This window comes from Pseudomonas sp. W22_MBD1_FP4 (genome assembly GCF_052113765.1).
Classification (GTDB): domain Bacteria; phylum Pseudomonadota; class Gammaproteobacteria; order Pseudomonadales; family Pseudomonadaceae; genus Aquipseudomonas; species Aquipseudomonas sivasensis.
In genome coordinates this window covers 1-13702 of sequence record NZ_JBGQOI010000034.1, presented here as the reverse complement: position 1 = coordinate 13702, position 13702 = coordinate 1, and the positions used below count along the sequence as shown (strand labels likewise).

Genomic DNA, 13702 nt, shown 5'->3' with positions numbered 1-13702 from the left:
CTTCTCGTTCAGTGACGGTGCTGGCGGGTAACGCCGGCATCGAATTGCGCGACCACTTGCTGCCAGCCGGCCGCGATCAGCGCCTGGTCAGTGAGGTCGGAGGGGGCGGCCAGGTCTTTGCGGCGGTTGAGCCAGATATCCGGCTCGGTGCCTTGTACGCGCATCAGCAGTGAACCGCTGGTGGTCGGCGCCTGGCTCAACCCGAAGTAGGCCGCAGGCGCCAGTAACTGCCAGCGGTGATCGCCACGGCTGACCGAACTCGCATCCTGGGCGAACGGCGCGAAGCCTTCTTCGGCCAATTGCCCAGGCGTCGGCAGGGCGCTTTGCTCTTGCTGCAGCAAGTGGATTTCATCCAGGGTCACCCGCAAGTCGGCGTAGATGCCTTGCTCGGCGGCGCTCAGGTCGCGGCGGGCGTCCAGCTGATGGCTGGGCACGGCGGCCACTTCCTGGGATTCGCCGTGCAGCGCCACCACCGTGCCGGCGACCGCTAGGATGATCAGGCACAGCAGCAGGACGTAGAGGGTTTCGTGGCCAGCGCCCGCGGGACGTACAACGTGTGTCGTACTCATTGGGACTGGATATCCGCTTGGTCGATTTCAACGACGTGGCCAGGGCCGGCGTCAAACAGCACGTAGAACTCGGCGGATGGCTTCTTGAAGGTCAGGGTCGAATCCTGGCCGAGCTTGCCGGGCACCAGGATGGTTTCGTCGTAGCCGATCACATCCAGGGTCACGCCGGGCGCACCGCTGCCGTCGGAGAAGCCGCCCTTGCACTGGATCTGCTCGCCGGGGATTTCCTTGCATTCGCACATAGGGTTGTGGGCCAGGGCCACGGTACTTAAACCCGCGCACAGCAACAGCGCGGCGCGGGACAGGTGCTTGATCATCATGGTTTGACTCCTTGCTTGTTCAGCCAGGCAATGGTGGCAGGCGAGGCCTGGCTCAGCGGGATGGAACCCTGGTGCATCGTGCCGTCCCAGCCTTCCATGGTGACCCACAGTTCGGCATCGGCAGGTGTGCGTTCAGGGACGGGCAGGGCGGCGCCCATGCGGTACGGTGTGCCAAAGAAGATCACCCCGGCCGCGCGCAGGCTGCGTGGCTTGCCGATGCGCAGGTAAGTAGCCTTGACCTGGTCGGCACAGGTGTCGCACAGGGCGGCGTTGAAGAACTTCATCGGGCCGGCCGGGTCCGGGCTTGGGCCCTCATTGCGGAACTCGGCGAGGGTCAGGCTCCAGGGGCCAACCTGTACTTCTCCGGCCACCCGCTCGCCGATACCCGCGTCACCGCGAAACAGTGCGGCATCGGCAAAATACTTGGGCATGAAGCCCAGGGGCACCAGCAGTAGCAGAACATTGATATGGAATCGCCATTTCAGCCAGAAAGCCCGCAGGGGAGTCGGCGGTGTCGCTGCGACCTTGCTCATCAGTGGCTCTCCGAAGTTTCAGCCTGCAAGGCCGGGGTGGAAACAGGCTTGCGCTGGGTCTTGGCCTCGCGCTTGAGGGCATTGAGCGTGGCCAAGGCGGTGCGCTTGGTCCATATCAGCAAGCCGCTCAAGACCATCATGCTCAGCACCAGGCCGAAGAACGCCCAGATCAGCTTGATCCACAGTCCGCCAAAATCGCCAGTGTGCAGCGGGCGCATGGATTCGGTGACGAACTCAAGTGCGGTGCGGTCGGACAGGAGGTGCGAGACAGCGATTTCGCCGCTATAGGGGTTGAGTTGGGCGGTTTGGTACATCAGTGGGTACCAGCCGCGGCCGCCGATTTGCAGGTGGCTGTAGGCGTTGAAGGGCATGCGCACGAAGCTCGCTTCCAGGCCAGGGATGCGCTGGGTCGCAATGGTGATTGCTTCATCCAGGGGAATCATCGGTGCCGGCACACCTGCTGCCGAGGACGGTACTTTTTCACGGGCGATCACCGGGACGATGGGCTCGCTGGAAATTGAAATCTGGTTGTCCCCCAGGATCGCCTGGATCAGGAACCAGGTGCCGGTGATGGAAATGACTGCGATAAACCAGATAGACCAAATACCGCTCAGGCGGTGGAAGTCACCCCAGAAGATTCGCGCACCGTGGCGAAACCGCAGGGTTGGTTTGAAAAAACCTTTCCAGAAGCGCTTGTAGACCACCAGCCCGGTAACCAGCGAGGCCAGCAGCGGCAGACCAAGCAACGACACCAGGTACCAGCCCCAGCTGTAGCCATTGGTGAACGGCACCAGCCACCAGCCGTGCAGCGCACGGGTGAACTGACGGAAATTGAACGACGGGCTGATGCCCTGGATCGCGCCGGTGTAAGGGTTGACGTAGACCTCAAGCGAGCGCCCGTCGGGGTAGCTGAGGTCGACACTCAGGGCGAAGTGCGACTCATCTGGGCGGCTGAGCGATTGGACAATCACCTCGGGCTCGGCACGCTTGATGGCGCCGATCACTTGGTCGTAGCTCAACAGTTCGGCGTCATCCGACGGTTTGCTCGCGCGGATATCCGGGTTGGCCAGCCAGACGATTTCCTGGCTGACCACCGCCAGGGTGCCGGTGACGCAGACGATCAGTACAAAGAACCAGATGGGCAACGCCAGCCAGCTATGTACGAGAAACCAGAGTTTGGAGCGTGACTTCTTCGACATGTAAATGAGGGTCTTGATCGGAGGGGGGCGAGGGAGGCCCGGAAAAGGCCAGTCGTAGCTTTTGCTGACGCGACAGGCTGTATCTAAATAAGACGGATGAGAATGAGAAATCCCTAACCCGGATATGAAAGAAAATGTTTCAGATTCACATTCGGTGGTTTTTTACCCGTTTATCGAACACGAAACATGTTCCGAGCTATCACCGAGCAGGCGTTGATAGGGCCGGCGCGCTGCGTAGGATGGGCTTGGCCGTTGAACGGCCCGCCCAAAATGACTGCCAGAACCCTTTACGACAAACACGCGTGGGTGGCCCCGAAGGCTTTCTTGTAGCGCTCGATGCCCTCGGTGGCATTGTCGATGCGCAGGTCCGGCCTTTCACGATAGGCCAAGCCAATCAAGGGCTCCGGCGGTTACGACGAGAAAGCTCAACTGGGCTCGAGCAATTGCGCACCAGGCCCGCGCTCACCCAGCAGGTCATCCTGATTGCGCAGCGGGCATGCTTCCAACGACAAGCATCCGCAGCCGATGCAGCCGTTGAGCTTGTCGCGCAGCAGCATCATTTTGTTGATGCGCTCGTCCAGGTCTTCGCGCCACAGTGCCGACAAACGTTCCCAGTCTTTGGCTGTCGGGGTGCGGCCATTTGGCAGCGTCTGTAATGCCTCGCCAATCGTCGCCAGGGGAATCCCCAAGCGCTGGGCGATCTTAATCACCACCACGCGGCGTAATACATCCCGCGGATAGCGCCGCTGATTGCCCGCGTTGCGATTGCTCTGAATCAGTCCCTTGGTTTCGTAGAAGTGCAGGGCCGTGACGGCCACGCCGCTACGGGCGGCCAGTTGGCCGACGGTGAGTTCCTTGGTAATCATGAAAACTCCGATTAAGCGCTTGACCTTGACTTAACTGGAGGTTTTACCCTGCGTGGCATCGAATCGCAAGATTCTGCCTACAGCGGAAGGGGAGTATTCATGCAGGTATCAGAGAAGAATCTCGGCTTCACTCAGCTGATCGAGTTCCATATCGAGCCTCAGCAGCAAGTTGCCCTGGTGGCGGCCTTGTCCACCCAAAGCGAGCGTTTGGCCCAGGGCCATGACGGATTTCTCAGTGCGAGCGTGCAGGTCAGCGATGACGGCCGGCGGGTGCTTAATTACCTGCAATGGACGTCCCGAGCGCACGGTGAGGCAGCGTTCAAGCGCTTTGAGCAGGGTGAGGAAGACTTCTGGACACTGATTCGCGCCCATCAGGCCACGGCGGTGACCTTTGGTTCGTTCCAGGTGCTGCGCAGTTTTGAGCGCAGCCATGACAATGCATTGCACTGCCGTCTATATGGATAAATGCAGCATCCGTTCACCTTGCACGTTCTCCCCCGGCCGACGCTTATTCACCGCCAATTCGCCAATCTTGATCAGGCGTGTGCGCGTGACGTTACGGCTCAGGCCCAGCAGGTTGGCGGTATGCACCTGGTTGTAATGGCTGAAACGGTAAGCGGCCCGAAGCAGGGCGTCTTCGACCTTTTCATGCAGGGCGCCAGCCTGTTCTTCAAAGAGCTTTTGGAAGGCGCGCTCCAACAAGGCTTCGGCGCTGTTGTCGGTGCCGTGCTGACTGTCGTCCTGGCGCTCAATGCGCATGTTCGACAGGCGTAAATCATCCCGTTCGATCACGCCGTTACGGCAGATCAGCAGGGTGTGGTGGATGACGTTTTCCAGTTCGCGGATATTGCCCGGCCAGCTGTAGCTCTTGAGTTTTTGTTCGGCTTCGCGACTGATCGTGATCGGGCCGTAGCCCAGGCGTCGGCTGTAAGCCTCGATAAAGTGCCGGGTCAACGGCAGGATATCGCCGGGGCGCTCGCGCAGCGGGCTCAGTTCCAGGCTCACCACGTCGAGCCGGTAGTAGAGGTCTTCGCGGAAATGCCCGGCGTTGATGGCTTTTTCCAACTGCACGTTGGTTGCAGCCAATACCCGCACATCAATCGGAATGCTCTTGCGCGAACCTAAGCGTACGACTTCGCGTTCCTGTAGGACGCGCAGCAATTTGACTTGGATGGCCATCGGTAAATCGCCGATCTCATCAAGGAACAACGTGCCGCCATCGGCTTCTTCGAACCAGCCAGCCTTGGCGCTGAGGGCGCCGGTAAAGGCGCCTTTTTCATGGCCGAACAGTTCGGCCTCCACCAGGGATTCAGAGAAGGCGCCGCAGTTCACTGCCACGAACGGGCGGTTGCGCCGCGCGCTGAGGTTATGAATGTGGCGCGCCACCAGCTCTTTACCGGTCCCGGTTTCGCCGATGATCAGCACGCTGGCTTCGCTGGGCGCCACTTGCTGGATATGGTCGAGCAGCGCCTGGGATTTCGGGTCTTCGAAGACCTGGGCCGTGGCGCGAATCGAGGTCGCAAGGGCGGGCGAGGGCGGTAGGGTTAGAAGCTGCATGGGCACCTCTTTTTTATGAGTAGAACGTAGGAATCGGCAGGGATTGGTTCAACGCCCAGTCCCCCAGTTCATGGAGCTTGTAGTCCACCGGGTCGTGCAGGGTTTGCGTGCGCAGGTTGCGCCAGTGGCGATCCAGGCGCAGGGAGGCATGGGTTGAACGTGCGCCGGTAACTTCAAACAGACGGCTGCACAGATCCAGGCCTTGGCGGGTGGCGGCGACCTTGGCGGTGGCGATGGCAATTGCCAGTTGGCCGCGCTCGTGTTCGCTGAGGTTTGGCCCTTTGGCCCAGGCTTGGTCCAGTAGCTCGGCGGCTCGCTCCACCAGCAGGCGCACGCCTTCGAGGGCCACCCAGAACTCGCCGTAGTGGTGGAGCACGTAAGGATCCTGGCGCACGTCCTCGGCCGAGGATTTGTGCCAGACACGGGTTTCGGTGAGGGTGTAGGTGCGTGCTTCTTCGAATGCGCCTTCGGCAATGCCGAGAAACATATGGGTAAAGGTCAACTGTGCGATCAGCGGGCGCAGGCAGGCGAACGGTGTGCTCAGCGGGCCTGGGTCGAGCAGCAATTCCGACTCTTCGACGCGCACCCGTTCGAAGCTGGCGCTGCCGCTGTCGGTCTGGCGTTGGCCGATATTGTTCCAGTCATTGTGCAGAGTGATGCCGCTGCGCCCACTGGGGATGGCGGCAATCAGCAGTTTGCCGCCGGCATTTTCATCCACCGCCGAGGCGATCAGCATTTCCGAGTCGCTGGCGCCGGAGCAGAAGCTCTTTTTGCCGGAGAATTCGCGCCAGCCGCCGAAGTCCTTGACCACGGTGCGCGTGTCCAATGGATTGAGGGCGTTGCCCCAGAACCAGTTCTTGCGCGCGGTTTGTTCGAACCAGGGTTGCCATTGGTCCGGACGTGAAAACAGGCGCACGGTGGCCAGCATCAGGTGATGAAAGCCGAAGACGTGGGCGATGGAGCTGTCGACCTTGGCGAATTCGCGCACGATGCCCAAGGTGTCGCTCCAGCGGGCGCCGAGGCCGCCGTATTGGGTGGGAATGCTCAGGGCCAGCAGGCCGCTGTGGCGCAGGGCGTCACGCTCGGTTTTGGGTGTGCCGCCGCGCTCGTCGCGTTCGACGGCGCTGAGGGCGAATTCGGCGGCCAGCAGTTTGGCGGTCTGCAGGGGAGATGGCAGGACGCTGTGGGGTTTGGCTGTCACGGGTTTTCCTCTTTATTGGCAGCAGCGGCCCGGGCCGGTGCCGCCGCTGCGCCGATCAGGCCTTGGCCGGCAGTACATCGTTGGCAATCATTTCGCCGAACGGGCCGGTGAGGTTGGTGATACCGCGTCCAGCGAGGCTGGCGTAGGGTTCCGGCAGCAGCGGGAACACCAGTTCGGCGAAGCGATAGGCCTCTTCCAAATGCGGATAGCCGGAGAAGATGAAGCTCTCGATGCCCAGGTCGGCGTATTCCTTGATACGTTCGGCCACTTGTTGCGGGTTGCCCACCAATGCGGTACCGGCACCGCCGCGCACCAGGCCGACACCGGCCCACAGGTTGGGCGCGATTTCCAGGTTGTCGCGGCGCCCGTCGTGGAGGGCGGCCATGCGGCGCTGACCTTCGGAGTCAAAGCGCGAGAAGGATTTCTGCGCGGCGGCGATGGTGTCGTCGCTGATGTGCTCGATCAGTTTGTCGGCGGCTTTCCAGGCGTCTTCTTCGGTTTCGCGCACGATCACATGCAGACGAATGCCAAACTTCACCGTACGCCCGTGGCGCGCGGCGCGCTCACGCACATCCGCGAGTTTTTCCGCGACGGCGGCGGGCGGCTCGCCCCACGTCAGATACACATCCACCTGTTCGGCGGCGAGGTCGTGGGCGGCGTCGGAGGATCCACCGAAGTACAGCGGTGGGTAAGGCTTCTGCACCGGTGGGTAAAGCGCTTTGGCGTTTTGCACGCGCAGGTGTTTGCCTTCGAAATCCACCGATTCACCCTGCAATACGCGGCGCCATATCCGTAGGAATTCGTCGGAGACTTCGTAACGTTCAGCGTGGTCGAGGAAGCTGCCGTCGCCACGGTTTTCGTCGGGGTCGCCACCGGTCACTACGTTGATCAGCAGGCGGCCGTTGGACAGGCGATCCAGGGTGGCGGCCATGCGTGCCGAGACGGTCGGCGAAATGATGCCGGGACGAATAGCCACCAGGTAACGCAGGCGTTCTGTCAGCGGTACCAGCGCCGAGGCGATGACCCAGGAGTCTTCACACGAGCGGCCGGTAGGAATCAACACACCGTAGTAACCCAGGTTGTCAGCCGCCTGGGCGACTTGCTTCAGATAATTGAGCGTGACGGGCCGGGCACCTTGGGTGGTGCCCAGGTAATGACCGTCGCCATGTGTCGGCAGAAACCAGAAAACATCCATGACCAATCCTTAAGCGATTTTCAGCAGAGAAGGGGAGTGCGCTGCAAACAAGGGTGCAGCACGTTCTGCCGCAAGGCGTATCCGGCCCTTCAGGGGCTCACTGGTTATTTGGTAGTCGGTGAAGTCGGCTTCGGTGGCGTACACACCGATCGGCAGGGTCAGGGCCTGGAAGAAGGCGAACAGCGGGCGCAGTTGATGATCGAGGACCAGCGCGTGGCGTTCGCTACCACCGGTGGCGGCGAGCAGCACCGGGGTGTTGATCAGGGCGTTGAGACCGACTAGATCGAACAGGTGCTTGAGCAGGCCAGGGTAGGAACCGCGATAGACCGGCGCGGCGACGATCAGCAGGTCGGCCTGTTCGATGGCCAACAGTTGGGCTTCGACTTCGGCGGGCAATTCATCGCGCGACAGTGCACCGCCCAGTGGCCGGGCAATGTCGCCCAGTTCGATCAGTGTGGTCTGGATTGGCAGCAGGGTGGCCAATTCGGCCAGCACAGCTTGGGTCAACACTAGGGTGCGCGACGGGCGCCAGGTTCCGCCGGAGAGGGCAACGACATTCAGTGGACGGGTCATGAACAGTTCCTTTTTCAACAGTGGTTCATAGCAAGTGAGGTGCAAGGTGTTGAGCAAGAGCTGTACCAACGGCTGCAGGCCTTGATTGGCTTGGGCTGTGGCTCACTGCTGAAAAATGTTGCTGTTGCCTGCCTGGTGATTTGTTGAATGGCTGTTGCCTGGGCAACAGTTGCTTGGCGAACAGTGCCTGGCAGAATTGGAGCTAGTTATAGAGGGTTACTGTTATTCCGTAAATGAACGTATTTCCATATTTATAGATCATAAAGAAATATATGAGAGGGTTATCTGAGGGGGCTTCGGCGGTTGATAGCGACTATCACGGACGGTGATTTTTCACCGAATGACGTCGGGAGTAGCCTGTGTTCATTGACTCGAAACCTCCTTTGCAGAGCCGCCGCCATGAACCGATTCCTCTCCGTTTGCTTATTGATTGTCAGCGCCGTACTCGCCGGCTGTGCGAGCCATCCATCGCCAGAATTACGTCCCTACTCGGTCGAAGAGACCAAGCAATTGGCTCTTGAAGCGCTGAGTCGTCGAGGCTTGTCGTTCGATGAATATCAACAGCAGCGTGCGGCCCTGACCGGTCAGCCACAGAAGCCCTTCGGCTTTGATCGCCAAGGTGAAATGAATGCCGAGCGCGACGTCGTACTTCATGGTCGTCCCAGTTGATCGCGTTCTGCGCAGCAAAAAGCCCGAGGCGCCCTTTAAGGACCTCGGGCTTTTTGTTTTCCATGGCGCGACTTCAGCCTGTTAAGCTGAATTTCAGGAGCGTTCCTACGCACATTTACTTAAAGTTGTCCTTCTTTAATGGCATTCGATCCGGTAGACATGACGACCTCTGTTCCGGCCGATGCTCCTGAGACGCCGCTCTCGGGAACCTGCTTTGCGAGTCTTAACTGTCATGAATAAACGTCCTTTGTATTTCGACTACGCCGCCACCACCCCGGTGGACGAGCGGGTCATCCAGGTGATGGTCGAGTGCCTGGGCTTCAACGCCAATTTCGGTAACCCCGCGTCCAGTTCCCACGCTTACGGCCAGGCGGCCCGGCAAACGGTTGAACAGGCGCGTCGCCAGGTGGCCGAGTTGGTGGGCGCACAGCCTGAGCAGATAGTCTGGACCTCCGGCGCCACTGAATCCAACAACCTCGCCATCAAAGGCGTGTTCCAGGCGCGGGGTGTGGCCGGTGGGCATATCATCACCAGCCAGATCGAGCACAAGGCCACGCTGGACACCGCGCGACAGTTGCAGGAAGCCGGCGTAGCCGTGACCTATCTGGTACCCGACGCCGACGGTTTGATCAGCGTCGACGCGGTCAGTGAGGCGTTGCGCGAAGACACCTTCCTGGTTTCGCTGATGCTGGTGAATAACGAACTTGGCACCCTGAATGACATCCCCGGCATCGGCGCGCGGGTGCGTGAACACGGCGCGCTGCTGCATGTGGACGCGGCTCAGGGAGCAGGCAAGGTGGCGATCGATCTGGCGCAATGGCCGGTGGATTTGATGTCGTTTTCTGCGCACAAGTTGTACGGCCCCAAGGGTATCGGCGCGCTGTACGTCGGGCCTCGGGCGCAACAGAAGGTGTTGGCGCAGATTCATGGCGGCGGACACGAGGGCGGCTTGCGCTCCGGCACGTTGGCGACCCACCAGATTGCAGGGATGGGCACGGCATTTGCGCTGGCAGCGCAGTCGTTCACTGAAGAGAAAGCGGTGATCGTTGCGTTGCGGCAACGCCTGCTGGATCAGTTGGCTTCGATCGCCGGTGTACGCCTCAATGGCAGTGCCACGCAACGTATTTCCCACACCCTGAGCCTTACGTTCGGCGAAGGTGAATTCAATGCCGCGGCATTGAGCGCCGGTATCGCTTTTTCAGCGACGTCGGCCTGCAATTCTGCGAGCAATGCACCGTCCCACGTGTTGCTTGCCCTTGGCCATGACGCCCGCTCGGCCGGCCGCACCATTCGCTTGAGTCTGGGGCGGTTCACTACCGAGCAGGATATTGACCAAGCGGTGCTATTGATTAAGGCCGCACTGGCCAGCGCGCCGGCCTTCTGGGCCGTCTGATTTTCACATAACAATTATTAGTGGTTAGCAGGAGACACAATGAGCACGCAGCCTTTGACCCATGGAACGGTTCCCCAGCGCCTGGCGCGCACCCGCGAACTGATGAGCCGCGAGGGCATCCACGCCCTGTTGGTGCCGTCGGCTGACCCGCATTTGTCCGAATACTTGCCGGGTTACTGGCAGGGCCGCCAATGGTTATCGGGTTTCCATGGCTCGGTGGGAACGCTGATTGTCACCGCAGATTTCGCCGGCGTGTGGGCCGACAGCCGTTACTGGGAACAAGCGACCAAGGAGCTCAAGGGCAGCGGCATCGAGCTAGTAAAACTGCAGCCGGGCCAACCTGGACCACTGGAGTGGCTGGCCGAGCAAACTCCGGAAGGCGGTGTGGTGGCGGTGGACGGTGCAGTGATGGCGGTCGCTTCGGCGCGCACCTTGAGCGCCAAGCTGGCAGAACGCGGCGCGCGCTTGCGTACCGATATCGATGTGCTCGATACGGTTTGGACAGACCGTCCAAGCCTGCCGAACCAGCCGATTTATGCGCATCTGCCACCGCAAGCGACCGTTAGTCGTGGCGAGAAGCTCGCTGCACTGCGCGCCAGTTTGAAAGAGAAGGGCGCCGACTGGCACTTTATCGCGACCCTGGACGACATCGCCTGGTTGTTCAACCTGCGTGGCGGCGACGTTTCATTTAACCCGGTGTTTGTATCGTTTGCGCTGATCAGTCAACAGCAGGCCACGTTGTTCGTGGCGCTGAGTAAAGTCGACGCGGATCTGCGTGCTGTGCTTGAACAGGATGGCGTGGCGTTGCGCGATTACAGCGAGGTCGCGGATGCCTTGCGTGCAGTGCCGTCGGGTGCAGGTTTGCACGTCGACCCTGCCCGCGTAACCGCCGGCTTGCTGGAAAACCTGGATGCTGGCGTCAAGTTGATCGAAGGACTGAATCCGACCACATTGGCCAAATCACGCAAGAGTCAGGCAGACGCCGAGCACATCCGCAGGGCCATGGAGCAGGATGGCGCTGCTCTGTGCGAATTCTTCGCCTGGCTGGACAGTGCGCTGGGCCGTGAGCGCATCACGGAGTTGACCATTGATGAACACCTGACCGCAGCCCGTACCCGTCGCCCCGACTATGTGTCGCTGAGTTTCAACACTATTGCCGCCTTTAACGCCAATGGCGCAATGCCCCATTACCACGCCACCGAGGAAGAGCATGCGGTGATCGAAGGTGATGGCTTGCTGTTGATCGACTCGGGTGGCCAGTACTTGGGCGGCACAACGGATATCACACGCATGGTGCCTATCGGTACGCCGAGTGAGGAGCAGAAACGAGACTGCACCCGGGTGCTGAAGGGCGTTATTGCGCTGTCCCGTGCGCATTTCCCGAGTGGGATTCTATCGCCGTTGCTGGATTCCATTGCCCGTGCGCCGATATGGGCTGAAGGTGTGGACTACGGCCACGGTACTGGGCACGGCGTAGGTTATTTCCTCAATGTGCATGAAGGTCCACAAGTGATTGCTTATCAGGCCGCCGCCGCTCCGCAAACGGCGATGCAGCCGGGGATGATCACTTCCATTGAACCGGGTACGTACCGGCCGGGGCGTTGGGGTGTGCGTATCGAGAACCTGGTGCTGAACCGCGAAGCGGGCAAGACCGAGTTTGGTGAGTTTCTGTCGTTTGAAACCCTGACGCTTTGCCCGATCGACACGCGTTGTCTGGAGCCGTCGCTGCTCACCACGGATGAGCGCGAGTGGCTCAACGCGTATCACGCGCAGGTGCGTGAGCGCTTGAGCTCGTTGCTGAGCGGCGCGGGGCTAGAGTGGTTGCAACTGCGTACGGCAGCTATCTGATCTGAAGCAAACGCCGCCTGCGATCTGCTTGCAAGCGGCGTTCAAGGATGAGTGTTAATCGAGAGCTGATTGGGCACGATGAGCAGTCGAGGATGACTGCTCGGGGGCGATTACTTACAGATGACGATCATGCTGCGGCTGGTGTACCCGGCAGGATTGATGCCAAAGGGATAGTCCCCGGGTTCCTCGGAATTGTCACCGGACTTGGCGATGACCCGATATCCCTTGGTGCCGCAAGAGTTGGTTGCACTGGTGTAGCACTGGTCCCAAGAGGAGGACAGGCCGGAACAGTTGATATGCAGTCCTCTTTTTCCCCGTTTTACTTCTGTCTTGGTAGTCGCGGCACAGCCAGCAATGGCTACGACCATTAACACTATCAAAATTCGCTTCATTCCCATCCTTAATAGCCACTTCCCAATACTTGAAGCCGGCTCTACTCGCTCTCGAGTGTAGTGTTCGCGCTGTCCTTGTCGAAAAACTCCATGAATGACATTCGTTTAGCGCTTAAACATGGCCTAAATGAGCGGCAAATGCCAGAGGTACATTCAAAGATGATTCAATCCGCTGGAACCAGTGGTTTCGAGTCATTGCGCATCGTCAGCGTCGCGCCTACCGAGGCCAGGATAATGCAGGTAATGGCCAGCCATTGTGCCAGTGATAAGTACTCTTGCAGGAAGAGCAGGCCTGAGAGCGCGCCGAATACGGGTTCGATGCTCATGAGGGTGCCAAAGGTTCGTGCAGGGAGGCGCGTCAGCGCTACCATCTCCAGGGTGTAGGGCAGGGCAGTGGACAGAATGGCGACGCCGATGGCTATTGGAATCAGCGCAGGCGTCAACAAGGCACTGCCAGCGTGGACGATGCCAATGGGCGCGACAAACAGTGCTGCGATCATCACCCCAAGAGCCGCGGTCTGGACGCCGTTGTCGTTACCTGCTTTCTGTCCGAACAGAATGTAGAGTGCCCAGCAGACTCCCGCTCCTAATGCATAGGCTGCGCCAACTAAGTCGATACCATTGCTCGCTTCTCCCATGGGGATCAATAGAAGCAGGCCGACGATTGCGAGGGCAATCCACAGGAAGTCCACCGCCCGGCGCGACGCGTAGATGGCCACTGCAAGAGGGCCCGTGAATTCTAGGGCTACGGCGATGCCCAGGGGCACGCTGCGCAGTGACATATAGAAGAGGAAATTCATGCCGCCCAGGGCCATTCCGTAGATGACCACGGTGCGCAGGGACTTGGCGGTCAGCTTGGCGCGCCATGGTCGCAATATGAGCAGCATAATCACACTGGCGAAAATTAGGCGCAGGGTTGTAGTGCCTTGTGCGCCTACAATCGGGAACATGCTCTTGGCCAACGAGGCTCCTGACTGGATGGAAGCCATGGCGATCAGCAGCAGGCCGACAGGAAATAATGCCGAAGCCAGGCTGCGGGGAGAGGTGGTCATTGGGATGTACGTCCGATGTCATATTTGAGTAGCAGAGGCTGCTATGATGCTTAACTACTTGGAATTGAGCAATATATTGCTCAGTGTTATGCGGGTGGCTGTCTATATATAGAAGGACATGAAGGTTGGTGGGCGACTTGATAGAAAAACCAAATTAAAGGTTGACGTAAAATTCTGGGAGCCTATAATTCGCCCCAATTCCGGCGCAGTCGAAACGGAAAACTCCTTGGTAAACAATGAGTTACGCAGTTTTCGGCGGTAAGTTGCTTCAGTTCATCGAAGCCAAAAGGAAGTTGAAAAAGAGGTGTTGACAGCAGCGTGTAACGCTGTAGAAT

15 protein-coding genes are annotated in these 13702 nt (G+C 59.8%); 4 read left to right on the top strand and 11 right to left on the bottom strand.

Features of this window, described 5'->3' with window-relative positions; translation table 11 throughout:
• Positions 1-8: 8 nt before the first annotated feature.
• The 5 genes from ACEN2T_RS28280 to soxR all read right to left on the bottom strand — a co-directional run bounded on the left by ACEN2T_RS28280 (position 9) and on the right by soxR (position 3487).
• Positions 9-569, bottom strand: coding sequence for a DUF6162 family protein (locus ACEN2T_RS28280; protein WP_032886014.1), 561 nt, complete (start codon positions 567-569; stop codon positions 9-11).
• Complete coding sequence (locus ACEN2T_RS28275; protein ID WP_032886016.1) at positions 566-889, bottom strand: hypothetical protein; 324 nt, start codon at positions 887-889, stop codon at positions 566-568. The genes ACEN2T_RS28280 and ACEN2T_RS28275 overlap by 4 nt, the downstream gene beginning before the upstream one ends.
• Positions 886-1422 carry a thiamine pyrophosphate-binding protein gene (locus ACEN2T_RS28270; RefSeq protein WP_099603148.1) on the bottom strand — a complete coding sequence of 179 codons (537 nt, stop codon included), beginning with the start codon at positions 1420-1422 and terminating at the stop codon, positions 886-888. The genes ACEN2T_RS28275 and ACEN2T_RS28270 overlap by 4 nt, the downstream gene beginning before the upstream one ends.
• Positions 1422-2621, bottom strand: a complete 1200-nt coding sequence (locus ACEN2T_RS28265; protein ID WP_442117903.1) for a PepSY-associated TM helix domain-containing protein — start codon at positions 2619-2621, stop codon at positions 1422-1424. The genes ACEN2T_RS28270 and ACEN2T_RS28265 overlap by 1 nt, the downstream gene beginning before the upstream one ends.
• 425 nt (positions 2622-3046) lie before the next feature.
• Positions 3047-3487, bottom strand: coding sequence for a redox-sensitive transcriptional activator SoxR (gene soxR / locus ACEN2T_RS28260; RefSeq protein ID WP_032886019.1), 441 nt, complete (start codon positions 3485-3487; stop codon positions 3047-3049).
• 99 nt (positions 3488-3586) lie between these two features.
• Between soxR and ACEN2T_RS28255 the strand changes: the two genes are divergently transcribed.
• The gene (locus tag ACEN2T_RS28255; RefSeq protein ID WP_032886020.1) at positions 3587-3952 is read left to right on the top strand and encodes an antibiotic biosynthesis monooxygenase; all 366 of its coding nucleotides are present in this window, start codon (positions 3587-3589) and stop codon (positions 3950-3952) included.
• On the opposite strand, the gene ACEN2T_RS28250 is transcribed toward ACEN2T_RS28255, so the two are convergent.
• The 4 genes from ACEN2T_RS28250 to msuE are packed head-to-tail and all read right to left on the bottom strand — an operon-like array spanning position 3941 to position 8013.
• Positions 3941-5044, bottom strand: a complete 1104-nt coding sequence (locus ACEN2T_RS28250; RefSeq protein ID WP_032886021.1) for a sigma-54 interaction domain-containing protein — start codon at positions 5042-5044, stop codon at positions 3941-3943. The genes ACEN2T_RS28255 and ACEN2T_RS28250 overlap by 12 nt on opposite strands.
• Positions 5045-5057: 13 nt before the next feature.
• A complete protein-coding gene (locus ACEN2T_RS28245) occupies positions 5058-6245 on the bottom strand; it encodes an acyl-CoA dehydrogenase family protein (RefSeq protein ID WP_442117902.1) in 1188 nt (395 codons plus the stop codon).
• Positions 6246-6300: 55 nt separating this feature from the next.
• A complete protein-coding gene (gene ssuD, locus ACEN2T_RS28240) occupies positions 6301-7440 on the bottom strand; it encodes an FMNH2-dependent alkanesulfonate monooxygenase (protein WP_032886023.1) in 1140 nt (379 codons plus the stop codon).
• Positions 7441-7449: 9 nt separating this feature from the next.
• Positions 7450-8013, bottom strand: a complete 564-nt coding sequence (gene msuE, locus ACEN2T_RS28235) for an FMN reductase (RefSeq protein ID WP_099603159.1) — start codon at positions 8011-8013, stop codon at positions 7450-7452.
• 399 nt (positions 8014-8412) lie between these two features.
• On the opposite strand from msuE, the gene ACEN2T_RS28230 reads away from it, so the two are divergent.
• The 3 genes from ACEN2T_RS28230 to ACEN2T_RS28220 all read left to right on the top strand — a co-directional run bounded on the left by ACEN2T_RS28230 (position 8413) and on the right by ACEN2T_RS28220 (position 11923).
• On the top strand, positions 8413-8682 hold the full coding sequence (locus ACEN2T_RS28230) for a hypothetical protein (RefSeq protein WP_442117901.1): 270 nt from the start codon (positions 8413-8415) through the stop codon (positions 8680-8682).
• A gap of 232 nt (positions 8683-8914) precedes the next feature.
• Positions 8915-10075, top strand: a complete 1161-nt coding sequence (locus tag ACEN2T_RS28225; RefSeq protein WP_442117900.1) for a cysteine desulfurase family protein — start codon at positions 8915-8917, stop codon at positions 10073-10075.
• A gap of 39 nt (positions 10076-10114) precedes the next feature.
• Positions 10115-11923 carry an aminopeptidase P family protein gene (locus tag ACEN2T_RS28220; RefSeq protein WP_442117899.1) on the top strand — a complete coding sequence of 603 codons (1809 nt, stop codon included), beginning with the start codon at positions 10115-10117 and terminating at the stop codon, positions 11921-11923.
• Between the two features lie 110 nt (positions 11924-12033).
• On the opposite strand, the gene ACEN2T_RS28215 is transcribed toward ACEN2T_RS28220, so the two are convergent.
• A complete protein-coding gene (locus ACEN2T_RS28215) occupies positions 12034-12315 on the bottom strand; it encodes a hypothetical protein (protein ID WP_032886026.1) in 282 nt (93 codons plus the stop codon).
• Between the two features lie 164 nt (positions 12316-12479).
• Positions 12480-13367, bottom strand: coding sequence for a threonine/homoserine exporter RhtA (gene rhtA, locus ACEN2T_RS28210; RefSeq protein WP_032886027.1), 888 nt, complete (start codon positions 13365-13367; stop codon positions 12480-12482).
• Positions 13368-13702: the final 335 nt, after the last annotated feature.

Bases quoted from the DNA above. Each gene is read 5' to 3' on its own strand.
- ACEN2T_RS28280 (WP_032886014.1), bottom strand. From the start codon at position 569: ATGAGTACGACACACGTTGTACGTCCCGCGGGCGCTGGCCACGAAACC.
- ACEN2T_RS28275 (WP_032886016.1), bottom strand. From the start codon at position 889: ATGATGATCAAGCACCTGTCCCGCGCCGCGCTGTTGCTGTGCGCGGGT.
- ACEN2T_RS28270 (WP_099603148.1), bottom strand. From the start codon at position 1,422: ATGAGCAAGGTCGCAGCGACACCGCCGACTCCCCTGCGGGCTTTCTGG.
- ACEN2T_RS28265 (WP_442117903.1), bottom strand. From the start codon at position 2,621: ATGTCGAAGAAGTCACGCTCCAAACTCTGGTTTCTCGTACATAGCTGG.
- soxR (WP_032886019.1), bottom strand. From the start codon at position 3,487: ATGATTACCAAGGAACTCACCGTCGGCCAACTGGCCGCCCGTAGCGGC.
- ACEN2T_RS28255 (WP_032886020.1), top strand. From the start codon at position 3,587: ATGCAGGTATCAGAGAAGAATCTCGGCTTCACTCAGCTGATCGAGTTC.
- ACEN2T_RS28250 (WP_032886021.1), bottom strand. From the start codon at position 5,044: ATGCAGCTTCTAACCCTACCGCCCTCGCCCGCCCTTGCGACCTCGATT.
- ssuD (WP_032886023.1), bottom strand. From the start codon at position 7,440: ATGGATGTTTTCTGGTTTCTGCCGACACATGGCGACGGTCATTACCTG.
- msuE (WP_099603159.1), bottom strand. From the start codon at position 8,013: ATGACCCGTCCACTGAATGTCGTTGCCCTCTCCGGCGGAACCTGGCGC.
- ACEN2T_RS28230 (WP_442117901.1), top strand. From the start codon at position 8,413: ATGAACCGATTCCTCTCCGTTTGCTTATTGATTGTCAGCGCCGTACTC.
- ACEN2T_RS28225 (WP_442117900.1), top strand. From the start codon at position 8,915: ATGAATAAACGTCCTTTGTATTTCGACTACGCCGCCACCACCCCGGTG.
- ACEN2T_RS28220 (WP_442117899.1), top strand. From the start codon at position 10,115: ATGAGCACGCAGCCTTTGACCCATGGAACGGTTCCCCAGCGCCTGGCG.
- ACEN2T_RS28215 (WP_032886026.1), bottom strand. From the start codon at position 12,315: ATGAAGCGAATTTTGATAGTGTTAATGGTCGTAGCCATTGCTGGCTGT.
- rhtA (WP_032886027.1), bottom strand. From the start codon at position 13,367: ATGACCACCTCTCCCCGCAGCCTGGCTTCGGCATTATTTCCTGTCGGC.